Raw genomic sequence first — 14,263 nt, forward strand, 5'->3', positions numbered from 1 at the left:
CCCGCTCGCGCGCCCTCGACGACTGCGCGTTCGTCGTGGTGCGTCATCGTGGCCGCCCGCCGTCGGTAGAATCGGTGCAATGGCGACCAGATCCTCCCTCGCGACCGGCATCGGCCGCGTCCTCATCGCCGTCTACGGCATCCTCGCGCTCGCAGCGACGGGACGCAGCGTCGTGCAGATCATCGAGAAGTTCTCGTTCGCACCGTTCGCGTACACCCTCAGCGCCGTCGCCGCGGTCGTGTACATCGTCGCGATGATCGCCCTCATCGTGCCGGGTCGGTTCTGGTACCGCGTGGCCTGCGTCACGATCGTCTTCGAGATGACCGGCGTGCTCGTGATCGGCACGCTGTCGCTCTTCGACCGGCAGCTGTTCCCCGACGACACCATCTGGTCGTACTACGGCATGGGCTACGCCTTCGCGCCGCTGGTGCTGCCGGTGGCCGGACTCTGGTGGCTCCGCAAGCACCACCGCACCGCCACCGCGACCGAGACGACCCCGTCCGCCGTACCGGCCGGCGAGTAGGGACCGACGTGCAGTACTACGACGACACCGCCGACGTGGCGCAGGGCTTCGGGCCGAGCGCGGTCACCATCGGGAAGTTCGACGGGGTCCACGTCGGGCACCGTGCGGTCATCGCGCACCTCGAGCGTGCGGCGCGCGAGCACGGCCTCGTGTCCACGGTCGTGACGTTCGACCGCCACCCGCTCGACGTGATCGACCCGGGCAAGGTGCCGCCCGCCCTGACGAGCATCGCCCAGCGGCGCGAGCTGCTCGACGACGTCGGGGTCGACGCCACCCTGCTGCTCCGGTTCGACCACGAGCTCCAGTCGAAGGCTCCAGAGGCCTTCGTGTCCGAGATCCTCGTCGACACCCTGCACGCCCAGCTCGTGTTCGTCGGCAGCGACTTCCGGTTCGGGGCGAAGGGCGCCGGCGACGTCGCCCTCCTGCGCGAGCTGGGGGAGCAGCACGGCTTCACCGTCGAGCTCATCGACGACGTCGACCTGGTCGACGACGTCCGGCCGGACGGTGAGCGACGGGTGTCCTCGACGTGGATCCGCGAGCTCCTCGGGGACGGCCGCGTCGCCGAGGCCGCGCGCCTGCTCGGCCGTGAACACGCGGTGCGGAGCGTCGTCGTGCACGGGAACGAGCGCGGTCGGGCGATGGGCTACCCGACGGCGAACCTCGACCCGGCGTCCGAGGGCTTCGTCCCCGCCGACGGCGTCTACGCCGCACGGGTGCTGCACGACGGCACGGTGTACCCGGCTGCCGTCTCGGTCGGCAACAACCCGACGTTCGAGGGCGTGCCGGCGAAGCAGATCGAGGCGCACCTGCTCGACGTGGACATCGACCTCTACGGCGACACGATCTCGGTGCTGTTCGTCTCGTACGTGCGGGGCATGGTGAAGTTCGACTCGATGGACGAGCTCGCCGAGCAGATGCGGCAGGACGACCGCGACATCCGGACGCTGCTGGGGCTCCCCGCCGTCGTCTGACCAGGTACCGACGACGAAGCCCCCGCGACCGAACGGTCGCGGGGGCTTCGTCGTACTGGGCGGATCAGCCGCCGAGGGCGTCGAGCCAGATCTTGCGGGCGTCGAGCGCTTCCTGCGCGTCCTTGATCTTGCGGGCATCGCCCGAGGCCTGGGCATCGGCGAGCTCCGCTTCGAGCTTGCCGATCGCGTCCTCGAGCTGGCTCGCGAGACCGGTCTGACGGGCCTTGCGCTCCGGGTCGGACGCCTTCCAGTGCTCGTCCTCGAGGCTGCGCACATGGTCCTCGACCGCGCGGAGACGGTCCTCGATGCGCCGGACGTCGCCGCGGGGGACCTTGCCGATCTCGTCCCACCGGCGCTGGATGCCCGTGAGGGTCTTGCGTGCGGCAGCCCGGTCGGTGACCTTCAGGAGCGGCTCGGCCTCGGTCAGGAGGGCCTGCTTCGCTTCGAGGTTGGCCGAGTACTCGACGTTCTCGGCAGCGGCTTCGGCGTGGCGCTGCTCGAACAGCACGTCACCCGCGGCCTTGAAGCGCGCCCAGAGTGCGTCGTCGTGCCGCTTGCCGGCTCGCCCCGCGCCCTTCCAGTCGTCGAGCAGTTCGCGGTACGCCGGGATCGCGTCGGAGCCGCGGGGAGCGAGCGCCTCGGCCTGCTGGACGAGCTCCTGCTTGCGGTTGCGGGCGTCGCGGTGCTGCGCGTCGAGCTCGGAGTAGAACGCGCGACGGTGCTGGTCGACGGTCGAGCGGGCCGCGCGGAAACGCTTCCAGAGCTCGTTCGCCTCGTTCTTGGGGATGCGCGGGCCGTCGTGCTGGTGCTGCTGCCACCGCGCGAAGACGTCGTCGAGCTGCGCGGTGATCTGCTTCCACTGCGCCCGTGCCGGGTCGACCGCGGCGAGGGCCTCGGCTTCTTCCACCAGGGCGGTGCGGTGCGCCAGGGCGTCCGCAAGGGCCTGCTGTGCCTGCTCGGCCTGCTCCTTCGTCAGGGAGCCGAGCTGCTCGGTCAGGGCGGCGACGCGGGTCTCGAGCGACTTGAGGTCGCCGACGACGCGGGCCTCGGCCACGAGGGCCTGCAGGTGCTCCACCGTGCGGGCGACGTCGTTCGCCGAGGCACCACGCTGGACGCGCTGCTCGGCGATCTTCACCTGCCCCTCGAGGTCGGCGTACTTCCGCGCGAAGTAGGCGAGGGCTTCGTCGGGTGTCGCGTCCGGGTACTCACCGACGGCTTTCTCGGTGTCCTCGTACCGGACGTACACCGTCCCGTTCTCGTCGACCCGCCCCCAGGTCGTTGCTTCGTCAGGTCCCACAGGTCTCGCCTCGATCGTGGTCGTGCATCACCGACGTCGCCGTCGGCACGGTCAGGTCGTCAGCCTATTGCACGGAGAGCATCTGCGACCCGCCGGGTCGGCGCGCCTGTGGACTACTTCTCCTGCTCGATCGTCGCGCCGGTGATCGTGGTCGCCACCTTCGGCTCGCCGGTGCCGTCGCTGCCGGCGGAGGAGATGCCCTTCGACGTGATCTTCGACTCGAGTTCGTCGAGGCCGCTGGTGACCTTCCCGACGACGGTGTAGCCGCCGGTGGAGCCGTCCAGCGTGGTGTCGCCGTAGACGATGAAGAACTGCGTGGTCTGCGAGTACGCCGACGAGCTGCGGGCGATCGCGATGGTCCCCTTGGTGTACTTGCCGTCGCTCGGGACGTTCTCGAGCGGGCCGTACTGGAAGCCGGCGTCACCCGTGCCGTCGCCGTTCGCGGAGCCGCACTGCAGGAACTCGAACCCGGTGCTGTCGGCGAGTCGGTGGCAGGTGGTGCCGTTGTAGAACTGCTCCTGGATGAGCTTGATCTCGACGCTCGCGGCCTGGGGTGCCTTCTCGCCGTCCAGCTCGATGCCGAGCTTCACGTCCTTGTTCAGGGTGAGCGATCCGGTCCAGGTGGAGTCCTTCGCGATGGACTTGCTCGGGACGTCGCCCGTGTTCGCGGCGGTGGCACTCGCGGACGGGGTCGGTGTCGCGGTCGCGGAGGCACTCGCGCTCGCGTCCGCCCCGCCACCCTGCGACCCGGCGAAGGCGAGCTGCGAACCGGTCGCCAACGCCGCGACGAGGACGAGGACACCGGCGCCGACGACGTTGTCCCGCACCCGGCGGCGCCGCTGCCGTTCGTGCAGGCCCTGCCGTGCCGTGTAGAGGCGGAGGCGCTCGCGCGCCTCCCGGTTGTCACGCGCCTGGTTCTTCGGTGCCACGGTGCTGGTCGTACCTCTCGTCGAGTGTGCGACGAGCGTACTGTAAACGGCCCTGTCGGAGGCCTGGAGGCACGCCCCTGTCGGTGGGTCGGCCTACGATTGGTCACATGGCAGCGGACCGTTCGGGCATGCGCGCGCCCACCACCGGCGGTCGCGCCGGGCTGGCGCAGGGGTCCGTCCCGCTCGCGGTGCGGATGCGGCCGACCAGCCTCGACGAGGTCGCCGGCCAGCAGCACCTGCTCGGCCGCGGCAGCCCCCTCGTGCAGCTCGCGACGGGCACGCGCGAGAACCCCGGCGGCGTCTCGGTGATCCTGTGGGGACCGCCCGGCACCGGCAAGACGACCCTGGCGCAGGCGATCGCGCGGCAGTCCGGTCGCGAGTTCGTCGAGCTGTCGGCCGTGACCGCCGGCGTGAAGGACGTGCGCGAGGTCATGGAGAAGGCGCTCACGCACCGCGACCTCTACGGCTCGACCACGGTCCTCTTCCTCGACGAGATCCACCGCTTCAGCAAGGCCCAGCAGGACGCCCTGCTGCCCGGCGTCGAGAACGGCTGGGTCATCCTCATCGCGGCGACGACCGAGAACCCGTCGTTCTCGGTCATCTCGCCGCTGCTGTCCCGCTCCCTGCTGCTCACGCTCAAGCCCCTCACCGACGAGGACCTCGGCATGCTCGTCGACCGCGCGGTCGAGGACCCGCGGGGCCTCGGCGGATCGGTCGTCCTCGGCGACGAGGCCCGCAGCGCCATCGTGCGGCTGTCCTCCGGCGACGCCCGTCGGGCACTCACCGCGCTCGAGGCCGCGGCGTCCTCGGCCGTCGCAGCGCAGGCCGACGACGACGCGGACGGAACCCTCGACGGCGTCGACACCGTCCCGGTCGTCGACGCCGACACCGTCGCCGCAGCGGTCGACCGGGCACTGCTCCGCTACGACCGCCAGGGCGACGAGCACTACGACGTCATCAGCGCGTTCATCAAGTCCGTCCGGGGGAGCGACGTCGACGCCGCACTCCACTACCTGGCGCGCATGATCGAGGCGGGCGAGGACCCGCGGTTCATCGCCCGTCGCATCATCATCTCGGCGTCCGAGGACATCGGCATGGCCGATCCCCAGGCCCTGCCCATCGCGGTCGCGGCCGCACAGGCCGTCCAGCTCATCGGCATGCCCGAGGGCCGGATCCCCCTGGCCGAGGCGGTCGTCTACCTGGCGACCGCGCCGAAGTCGAACGCGGCCTACAACGGGGTGAACGCCGCGATCGCGGACGTCAAGGCCGGGCGGCTCGGGGTCGTGCCGATGCACCTCCGCGACGCCCACTACCCCGGCGCGAAGCGGCTCGGCCACGGCAAGGGCTACGTCTACTCGCACGACGCCGAGCACGGTGTCGCCGAGCAGCAGTACCTGCCCGACGCGCTCGAGGGCACCGAGTACTACACCCCGACGGCGAACGGCTTCGAGCGCGAGGTCGGGCCGCGACTCGAGCGCCTCCGGAAGATCACCCGCGGCGAGTAGTGGCCGCCCCGAGTTCCTGCTAGCATTGCCGGGCCTACGTCCTGGTCCTCGAGCACGGCTGCGTCGAGGACAGAGTGCCACTCCGGTGGTACGGGGGCAGAGGTTCGGACTGTAGCCGTCCGATCCCACAGGCTCATCCCTCTGGATCCCGTCGTCGGGACCGATCCCTTCCGTGTGTCTCGTTGCCCACGGTCGGACGGATCCCCTCGAGTCATTCAGTTCAGACAGAGAAAAGGACCCTGTGTCTACCAAGTCACGTACCCGCAGCAAGACCCGCCTCTCGCGCGCGCTCGGCATCCCGCTGACGCCGAAGGCGGCCCGTTACCTCGAGAAGCGCCCCTACGGCCCCGGTGAGCACGGCCGCACCCGCCGTCGTGCGGACAGCGACTACGCCGTCCGCCTCCGTGAGAAGCAGCGTCTGCGCGCCCAGTACGGCATCCGCGAGAAGCAGCTCCGCATCGTCTTCGAAGAGGCCCGCAAGACGAAGGGCCTGACCGGTGAGAACCTGGTCGAGCTCCTCGAGCAGCGCCTCGACGCCCTCGTGCTCCGTGCCGGCTTCGCCCGCACCACCGCGCAGGCCCGTCAGCTGATCGTGCACCGTCACATCCTGGTCGACGGCAAGCTCGTCGACCGTCCGTCCTTCCGCGTGAAGGAGGGGCAGCTCATCCACGTGAAGCAGCGCTCCGAGTCCCTCGAGCCCTTCCAGGTCGCCGCCGCCGGTGGGCACCAGGAAGTCCTGCCGAAGGTCCCGGGCTACCTCGAGGTCGAGATCGACAAGCTCCAGGCCCGCCTGGTCCGTCGCCCGAAGCGTGCCGAGGTCCCCGTGACCTGTGAAGTGCAGCTCGTCGTCGAGTACTACGCAGCTCGCTGATCCACTGATCACACCCGAACGGCGGGTCGTCCTCTCACGAGGTCGGCCCGCCGTTCGGCGTCGGTGGCCGGTGTCGTCGGTAAGATCGTCTGGGCACGCACCGCTCGCGTGCACGAGAGGGAGAGGCACCGTGAAGCAGCTGTTCTTCGTCGCCGTCGGCGTCGTCATCGGGTTCGCCGTCGCGCACAAGGTCGCGAACACCCCCGGTGGCGCGCGGTTCTTCGCCGACGTGAACGCTCGCGCGGAAGCCTTCCGTGGTGCCGTCGCCGAGGGCTACCGCTCTCGCGAGGCCGAGCTCCGCACCGACGTCTGACCGACGACCCCTCCCACGCACACGACCTGAAACCAGGAAGCACCATGCAGACCGCAGAGATCCGCCGCCGTTGGCTCCAGTTCTTCGGTGACCGCGGCCACACCGTCGTCCCGTCCGCCTCGCTCGTCTCGGACGACCCCTCGCTCCTGTTCACGGTCGCCGGCATGGTGCCGTTCATCCCGTACCTGACCGGGCTCGTCCCCGCGCCGTACCCCCGCGCCACGAGTGTCCAGAAGTGCATCCGCACGAACGACATCGAAGAGGTCGGCAAGACCCCGCGGCACGGCACGTTCTTCCAGATGAACGGCAACTTCTCGTTCGGCGACTACTTCAAGGAGCAGGCGATCGAGTACGCCTGGCAGTTCCTGACGACGCCCGAGCCGGACGGTGGGCTCGGCTTCTCGCCCGACGACCTCTGGGTCACCGTGTACGAGGACGACGACGAGGCGATCGCCTTCTGGAAGCAGCACTCCTCGCTCCCCGACGAGCGGATCCAGCGGCTCGGCAAGGACACCAACTACTGGTCGACCGGGCAGCCCGGGCCGGCGGGGCCCTGCTCCGAGATCTTCTTCGACCGCGGTCCGGAGTACGGCATCGACGGCGGTCCGGCGACCGACGACGACCGCTACGTCGAGATCTGGAACCTCGTGTTCATGCAGTACCAGATCGCCGACGTCCGTTCGAAGTACGACTTCGAGATCACGGGCGAGCTGCCGAACAAGAACATCGACACCGGCATGGGGCTCGAGCGCGTCGCCTTCATCAAGCAGGGCGTCGACAACATGTACGAGATCGACCAGGTGCGCCCGGTCCTCGACGAGGCGGCGGCGATCTCCGGTCGTCGGTACGGCGCCGTGCACGAGGACGACGTCCGCATGCGCGTCATCGCGGACCACGTCCGGTCGGCGCTCATGCTCATCGCCGACGGCGTCTCCCCGTCGAACGAGGGCCGCGGCTACATCCTCCGCCGCCTGCTCCGCCGCACCGTGCGCGCGATGCGCCTGCTCGGCGTCGAGGGTGCGACCTTCCCCCGGCTCTTCCCCGCGTCGCGCGACGCCATGCGCGACGCCTACCCCGAGGTCGGCAGCGACTACGACCGCATCGCACGCATCGCCTACGCGGAAGAGGAGACCTTCCTCCGCACGCTCGCGCAGGGCACGACGATCCTCGACGTCGCGGTCGAGCGCGCGAAGCAGGACGGCGCGCCCGCGATCGGCGGGGACACGGCGTTCCTGCTGCACGACACCTTCGGCTTCCCGATCGACCTCACGATGGAGATGGCTGAGGAAGCCGGCGTCCAGGTCGACCGGTCCGCGTTCGAGACCCTGATGTCCGAGCAGCGGGCGCGGGCGAAGGCGGACGCCAAGAGCAAGAAGACCGCACTCGCCGACCTCAGCGTCTACAGCGCGTTCCGGGCGAAGGGCGAGACCGTCTTCCTCGGCTACGACGCGCTCGAGGCCGAGACGAACATCCTCGGCATCATCGTGGGCGGCGTGAGCGTCGACCGTGCGGTCGCGGGCGACATCGCCGAGGTCATCCTCGGCGAGACCTCCCTCTACGCCGAGTCCGGTGGTCAGGACGCCGACCAGGGCTCGATCGTCGGCAACGGCTTCGACCTCGAGGTGCTCGACGTCCAGCGTCCCGTCGCCGGTCTGTGGAGCCACACGGTCCAGGTGCGCTCGGGCGAGGTCGGTGTCGGTGCGCCGGCGACGACCGTGGTCGACGCCGAGTACCGCCGCGGTGCGACCCAGGCGCACTCCGCGACGCACCTCGTGAACGCCGCACTGCGCGACATCCTCGGCCCGGAGGCACTCCAGGCCGGCTCGTACAACAAGTCGGGCTACATGCGGCTCGACTTCTCGTGGTCGCAGCCGGTCTCGCTCGAGACCCGTTCCGAGATCGAGGAGGTCGTGAACAACGCGATCCGCTCCGACCTCGAGGTCTCGACGCGCGTGCTCCCGCTCGACGAGGCGAAGTCGCTCGGCGCGCAGGCGCTGTTCGGCGAGAAGTACGGCTCCGAGGTCCGCATGGTCGACATCGGCGGCCCGTGGTCCCGTGAGCTCTGCGGTGGCACGCACGTGGCGTCCAGCGCCCAGGTCGGGCTCGTCAACCTCGTGGGGGAGTCGAGCGTCGGTTCGACCAACCGCCGCGTCGAGGCGCTCGTCGGGCTCGAGGGCTTCCGCGACCTCGCCGTCGAGCGGACCATCGTGTCCCAGCTGTCGAGCGCACTCAAGGCCCCCCGAGAGGACCTGCCGACCCGTGTGCAGTCCCTGATGGAGGACCTGCGGACGGCGCAGAAGCGCGTCGCCGAGTTCGAGTCCGCCAACCTCCAGCAGCGCGTCCCGGCGATCGCACGTCAAGCGACGACGGTGGGTGCGACGACCGTCGTGGCCGAGTCCGTCCAGGGACTCCAGTCCGGTGACGACCTCCGCGCGCTCGCGACCGGTGTCCGCAGCCAGCTCGGCGACGGGGCCGCCGTCGTGGTGCTCGGCGCGGTCATCAACGACAAGCCGGTGGTCATCGTCGCGACGAACGACGCCGCCCGCGCCGCCGGTGTGCAGGCGGGACCGCTCGCGAAGGAGGCCGCCGGCGTCCTCGGTGGTGGTGGCGGCGGCAAGCCGGACCTCGCGCAGGGCGGTGGCACCGACGCGTCCGCGCTCCCGGCGGCCCTCCGCGCGGTCACCGACCGGCTCGCGGCCTGATCGTGGCGATCCGTTCCGGGCGCCGGCTCGGTGTCGACGTCGGCCGCGCCCGGATCGGGGTCGCCGTGTGCGACCGTGACGGGCTCCTCGCGACGCCCGTCGAGACCGTCGCCCGGCACGACGCCACGGACGTCCGGCGGATCCTCGAGATCGCGGAGGAGTACGACGTCCTCGAGATCGTCGTCGGGCTGCCGCTCTCGATGTCGGGCGGGGACACCCCGTCCACGGCGGACGCCCGGGAGTTCGCCGGGCGCCTGGCGGAACACCGTCGGGTGCGCCTGGTCGACGAACGACTCTCGACCGTGACGGCCCAGCGCGGCCTGCACCAGGCCGGCAAGAACACGAAGAAGTCCCGCGCCGTGATCGACCAAGCGGCCGCTGTTATCATTCTGCAACACGCGCTCGACCACGAGCGTGCGGCCAGTGCCCCACCCGGGGCCACGCTCCCCTGAAACTGCGGACCACCGCAGTGCTCGCCTGAACGCGGCTGCCACACCGTCGCCCAGCACCCCGAGCCCAGGCGGAGTTCCCGACCGAGAGACCCGAGGACCGTTGGCAGACGACCTGGACTGGAACGCGATCATCGCGCCCGGCAACGACGCCGAGCGGCGGAAGACGACTTCCGACCGTGCGGAGACCCCCGACGCACGCGGTGACGCGGGCGAGACCACCGGTGCGCGGAACGGCGCCCCGGACGCGACCGGTCGACCGATGTCCCGACGCGAAGCACGCGCCGCCGAAGCCGCGCGGGCGCGCGCCGATGCGGGCCCCGCGGACGCGAGCCCGCCCAGCACCGACGCGGTCGGGTCGAGCACCGACCGTCCCGACCCCGGCCGAGCCGACGACGACCGTCGCGCCGCCGCCGCGGACGCCCCGGTGGCGTCGTCACCCGACGAGCTGCACCCGGACGTGCACGCGCTCCTCACCGGCGAACTCCACGTCGACGGCGACGCTCGTGCCGCGGCACGCGGCGGTGACGCCGGCGCGGCCACGGCCGCCGGCGCGGGTGCCGGCGCAGGTGGTCCCGACCAGCCCGGCAACGGCCCCGGAGGCGCGGGAGACGGTGGACGCGGCGGTCGCGGTGGACGTGGGGGCGCCTCCAGGTCGCCACGCGGCCCGCGTGAGCCGCGTCCGAAGCGTCGTCGCGGCCCGCTCATCGCGGGCATCGTCATCGTCGCGGTGGTCCTCGCGGTCGGGGTGTCCGCGTACTCCTTCGCGGCCCCCAAGGTCCAGCAGCTCGTCGCCGCCATCAGCGGTTCGCAGGAGCCCGACGACTACTCCGGCGACGGCACCAGCAAGGTGACGATCACCATCAAGCAGGGCGACATCGGCGAGAACGTCGCCGCGACCCTGCAGCGCAGCGGTGTCGTGAAGGACTCGAAGGTCTTCTACAAGCTCCTGCTCGCCTCGCCGGACGTCCAGTTCCAGCCGGGGTCGTACGCGCTCAAGAAGAAGATGAGCTCGAAGGCAGCCCTCGCGGCGCTGCAGGACAAGGACAACCGCGTCCAGGCCTCGATCGTGATCCCCGAGGGCACGGCGCTCAAGGACATCGAGGCCGGCATGGTCTCGAAGGCGGGACTCTCCGCCGCCGAGGTCTCCGCCGCGGCGAAGGACCTCTCCGCGTACGACCTGCCGGCGAACACGACCACGCTCGAGGGCTGGCTGTTCCCGGCGACCTACCCGATCAACCCGGGGTGGAGCGCGACGGAGTACTTCAAGTCGATGGTCGACACGATGAAGGAGCACCTCTCGGCGGCAGGCGTGGCCGAGGCCGACCAGGAGCGCGTGATCGTCTTCGCCTCGCTCGTGCAGAAGGAGGCCGGCCTCGCCGCCGACTACCCGAAGGTCGCGCGGGTGTTCCAGAACCGGCTCGACATCGACATGCCGCTGCAGTCCGACGCGACGGTCGCCTACGGCACGGGCAACACCCACCGGGTGACGACGACCGACGCCGAGCGCAAGGACGCGTCGAACAAGTACAACACCTACGTGCACGACGGCCTGCCGCCGGCACCGATCTCGAACCCCGGCGACATCGCGATCAAGGCCGTCACGAACATGGCGCAGGGGAAGTGGCTGTACTTCGTGACGGTGAACCTCGAGACCGGCGAGACGGTGTTCTCCGACACGTACGCGCAGCACCTCGTCGCCGTCGACCAGTTCCAGGCGTGGCTCCGGGCACACCCCGACTACCAGTAGTCGAGCGGCGTCGCACGGGGCCCGGGCTGTGGGAAGATGGACACCATGCTTCGTTGGTTGACTGCTGGTGAGTCCCACGGACCCGAACTGATCGCGATGCTCGAGGGCCTGCCCGCGGGTGTCCCGGTGTCGTTCGAGTCCATCCGTACCGATCTCGCGCGACGCAAGCTCGGCTACGGCCGCGGCTCCCGCATGAAGTTCGAGCAGGACGAACTGCACGTCTCCGGCGGCGTCCGGCACGGCTACTCCCTCGGCAGCCCGATCGCGATCCGCATCGGCAACACCGAGTGGCCGAAGTGGGTCGAGGTCATGAACCCCGAGCCCGTCGAGCAGACCGACCTCTCCCGTGGTCGGAGCGCCCCGCTCACCCGCCCGCGTCCCGGCCACGCCGACCTCGTCGGCATGCAGAAGTACGGCTTCGACGAGGCCCGCCCGATCCTCGAACGCGCGAGCGCGCGCGAGACCGCGGCCCGTGTCGCGCTCGGCGCCGTCGCGAAGTCCTTCCTGGCCGAGCTCGGCATCCGATCGGTCGCGCACACGCTGCAGGTCGGCACCGTCCGCGTCCCCGACGGCACCGCGCTGCCCCTGCCGGACGACGTCGACCGCCTCGACGACGACCAGCTGCGGTGCTTCGACGCCGAGACCTCCGCCCGCATGGTGACCGAGGTCGAAGCCGCGAAGAAGGACGGCGACACCCTCGGCGGCGTCGTCGAGGTGCTGTTCTACGGCGTCCCGCCCGGACTCGGATCGCACGTGCAGTGGGACCGCCGGCTCGACGCCCGTCTCGCCGCGGCGATCATGGGCATCCAGGCGATCAAGGGCGTCGAGGTCGGCGACGGCTTCGCGACCGCTGCCCGCCGCGGGTCCGAGGCGCACGACGAGCTCTTCCGCGAAGACGGCGAGATCTACCGCACGTCCGACCGCGCCGGCGGCACCGAGGGTGGCATGTCCACGGGCACCGTGCTGCGCGTCCGCGCCGGCATGAAGCCGATCGCGACCGTCCCGCACGCGCTGCACACCATCGACGTGGCCACGGGTGAGGACGCCTCGGCGCACCACCAGCGCTCCGACGTCTGTGCCGTGCCGGCCGCCGGTGTCGTGGCCGAGGCCATGGTCGCGCTCGTCCTCGCCGACGCCGTGCTCGAGAAGTTCGGTGGCGACAACGTCGTCGAGACGAAGCGGAACCTCGACGCGTACCTCGCGTCGATCCCGGAGACGCTGCGCACCCGCAGCACCGAGGCCGCCGAGCACTCCTCGGCCTGGTGACGCACACACCCGAGCCGGCGGCGGCGTCGCCGTCGGCCGGTCCCGCAGCCCCGGTGGTCATCATCGGGCCGATGGGCGCCGGCAAGTCCAGCGTCGGCAAGCGCGTGGCGAAGGCGCTCGGCGTCCCGTTCACCGACACCGACCGGGTGATCGTCCGCGAGCACGGTCCGATCCCCGGGATCTTCGCGGACCGTGGCGAGGCCGCCTTCCGTGAACTCGAGGCGGCAGCCGTCCGGGCAGCGCTGTCGACCGGGGGCGTCATCGCCGTCGGTGGCGGCGCCGTCACCCACGTCGCCACGCGCGAGGCCATGGCCGGGGCGCGCATCGTCCTGCTGACCGTCTCGCCCGAGGCCGTCGCCGACCGGATCGCCGGCAGCGACCGCCCGCTCCTGGCGAACGGCGGCATCGACGCGTGGCAGACGATCATGGACGCGCGAGCGGCGACCTACGCCGAGCTCGCGCACGCGGTGTTCGACACCTCGCGCCGGCCGATGTCGCGCGTCGTCGACGACGTCGTCGCGTGGCTGCGCAACGAGACCCCTCCGGCCAGCACCGGTGCACCCACGAGCGAAGGAACAGCGTGACCGACCCGACCCAGTCCGTCCTCCCCGAGGGCACCACCGAGATCCGCGTCGGCGGCGCGGACGGCTACGTCGTGGCGGTCGGCAACGGCCTGCTCGGCTCGGTGCCGGCGCTCCTCGGCCCCCGTGTCGCCAAGGTCCTCATCGTGCACGCCCCGACGCTCGGCGCCCGGGCGAACGCGCTGCGCGACCTGCTCGTCGACGCCGGCCTCGAGGCCCTCATCGCCGAGGTCCCGGACGCCGAGGGCGCCAAGCGCGTCGAGGTCGCCGCCTTCTGCTGGCAGATCATGGGGCAGTCCGACTTCACCCGCACCGACGCCGTCATCGGGCTCGGCGGCGGTGCGGTGACCGACCTCGCCGGGTTCGTCGCGGCGACCTGGCTGCGCGGGGTGCCGTACGTCGCGATCCCCACGAGCGTGCTCGGCATGGTGGACGCCAGCGTCGGCGGCAAGACCGGCATCAACACCAACGAGGGCAAGAACCTCGTCGGCGCCTTCTACCCGCCCCGCGCGGTCGTCGCCGACATCGACCTCGTCGCCACGCTGCCCCGCAACGAGATCCTCACGGGCTTCGCCGAGATCGTGAAGGCCGGCTTCATCGCCGTCCCGGAGATCCTCGACATCATCGAGGCCGACGTCGACCGCGTCACCGACCCGACCACGCCGGAGTTCCGTCGCGTCGTCGAGCTCGCGATCGAGCTCAAGGCGCAGGTCGTCTCGGACGACTTCACCGAGCAGGGCCGCCGCGAGATCCTGAACTACGGGCACACCCTCGGGCATGCCATCGAGCACGCCGAGCGGTACCAGTGGCGACACGGAGCGGCCGTCGCGGTCGGGATGGTCTTCGCCGCCGAGCTCGCGCGCCTCACCGGACACCTCGACGACGCCACGGTGGACCGGCACCGCGCGATCCTCGAGTCGCTCGAGCTGCCCACGACCTACGGCATCGGCCGCTGGGAGGGTCTCCTCGCCACGATGCGTCGTGACAAGAAGGCCCGCGCCGGCATGCTCCGGTTCATCATCCTCGACGGTGTCGGCAAGCCGGTCACGCTCGAGGGACCCGAGGACCACCTGCTCTTCACCGCCTACCAGGAGGTCGGGGTCTAG

13 protein-coding genes are annotated in these 14,263 nt (G+C 71.0%); 11 read left to right on the forward strand and 2 right to left on the reverse strand.

Annotated elements, in window-relative coordinates; all coding sequences use genetic code 11:
- Positions 1 to 79: 79 nt before the first annotated feature.
- On the forward strand, positions 80 to 523 hold the full coding sequence (locus ACIPEP_RS12360) for a hypothetical protein (RefSeq protein WP_070416263.1): 444 nt from the start codon (positions 80 to 82) through the stop codon (positions 521 to 523).
- An 8-nt stretch (positions 524 to 531) separates the two neighbouring features.
- Complete coding sequence (locus tag ACIPEP_RS12365; RefSeq protein WP_402717429.1) at positions 532 to 1,494, forward strand: bifunctional riboflavin kinase/FAD synthetase; 963 nt, start codon at positions 532 to 534, stop codon at positions 1,492 to 1,494.
- A gap of 64 nt (positions 1,495 to 1,558) precedes the next feature.
- Here ACIPEP_RS12365 and ACIPEP_RS12370 read toward each other — a convergent pair whose 3' ends face one another.
- Both ACIPEP_RS12370 and ACIPEP_RS12375 read right to left on the reverse strand, forming a co-directional pair.
- Complete coding sequence (locus ACIPEP_RS12370; RefSeq protein WP_175473779.1) at positions 1,559 to 2,791, reverse strand: DUF349 domain-containing protein; 1,233 nt, start codon at positions 2,789 to 2,791, stop codon at positions 1,559 to 1,561.
- 113 nt (positions 2,792 to 2,904) lie between these two features.
- Entirely contained in the window at positions 2,905 to 3,720 is an 816-nt protein-coding gene (locus tag ACIPEP_RS12375; protein ID WP_070416261.1) for a peptidylprolyl isomerase, read from the reverse strand.
- A 128-nt stretch (positions 3,721 to 3,848) separates the two neighbouring features.
- On the opposite strand from ACIPEP_RS12375, the gene ACIPEP_RS12380 reads away from it, so the two are divergent.
- The 9 genes from ACIPEP_RS12380 (at position 3,849) to aroB (ending at position 14,263) form a co-directional block, all read left to right on the forward strand.
- On the forward strand, positions 3,849 to 5,225 hold the full coding sequence (locus ACIPEP_RS12380; protein ID WP_031261054.1) for a replication-associated recombination protein A: 1,377 nt from the start codon (positions 3,849 to 3,851) through the stop codon (positions 5,223 to 5,225).
- 241 nt (positions 5,226 to 5,466) lie between these two features.
- Positions 5,467 to 6,096: a 30S ribosomal protein S4 gene (gene rpsD / locus ACIPEP_RS12385; protein WP_058726527.1), complete on the forward strand. Its 630-nt coding sequence runs from the start codon at positions 5,467 to 5,469 to the stop codon at positions 6,094 to 6,096.
- Between the two features lie 130 nt (positions 6,097 to 6,226).
- The gene (locus tag ACIPEP_RS12390) at positions 6,227 to 6,409 is read left to right on the forward strand and encodes a hypothetical protein (protein ID WP_070416260.1); all 183 of its coding nucleotides are present in this window, start codon (positions 6,227 to 6,229) and stop codon (positions 6,407 to 6,409) included.
- 44 nt (positions 6,410 to 6,453) lie between these two features.
- Positions 6,454 to 9,111 carry an alanine--tRNA ligase gene (alaS, locus tag ACIPEP_RS12395; protein ID WP_071303734.1) on the forward strand — a complete coding sequence of 886 codons (2,658 nt, stop codon included), beginning with the start codon at positions 6,454 to 6,456 and terminating at the stop codon, positions 9,109 to 9,111.
- Entirely contained in the window at positions 9,111 to 9,563 is a 453-nt protein-coding gene (ruvX, locus tag ACIPEP_RS12400; protein ID WP_402717537.1) for a Holliday junction resolvase RuvX, read from the forward strand. Before alaS ends, ruvX begins: the two co-directional genes overlap by 1 nt.
- Before the next feature lie 100 nt (positions 9,564 to 9,663).
- Complete coding sequence (mltG, locus tag ACIPEP_RS12405) at positions 9,664 to 11,310, forward strand: endolytic transglycosylase MltG (protein ID WP_402717430.1); 1,647 nt, start codon at positions 9,664 to 9,666, stop codon at positions 11,308 to 11,310.
- A gap of 45 nt (positions 11,311 to 11,355) precedes the next feature.
- Positions 11,356 to 12,576 carry a chorismate synthase gene (gene aroC, locus ACIPEP_RS12410; RefSeq protein ID WP_071296356.1) on the forward strand — a complete coding sequence of 407 codons (1,221 nt, stop codon included), beginning with the start codon at positions 11,356 to 11,358 and terminating at the stop codon, positions 12,574 to 12,576.
- The gene (locus ACIPEP_RS12415; RefSeq protein WP_402717431.1) at positions 12,573 to 13,160 is read left to right on the forward strand and encodes a shikimate kinase; all 588 of its coding nucleotides are present in this window, start codon (positions 12,573 to 12,575) and stop codon (positions 13,158 to 13,160) included. Before aroC ends, ACIPEP_RS12415 begins: the two co-directional genes overlap by 4 nt.
- Entirely contained in the window at positions 13,157 to 14,263 is a 1,107-nt protein-coding gene (gene aroB, locus ACIPEP_RS12420) for a 3-dehydroquinate synthase (protein ID WP_261647009.1), read from the forward strand. Before ACIPEP_RS12415 ends, aroB begins: the two co-directional genes overlap by 4 nt.

This window comes from Curtobacterium sp. NPDC087082 (genome assembly GCF_044745045.1).
Lineage (GTDB): Bacteria > Actinomycetota > Actinomycetes > Actinomycetales > Microbacteriaceae > Curtobacterium.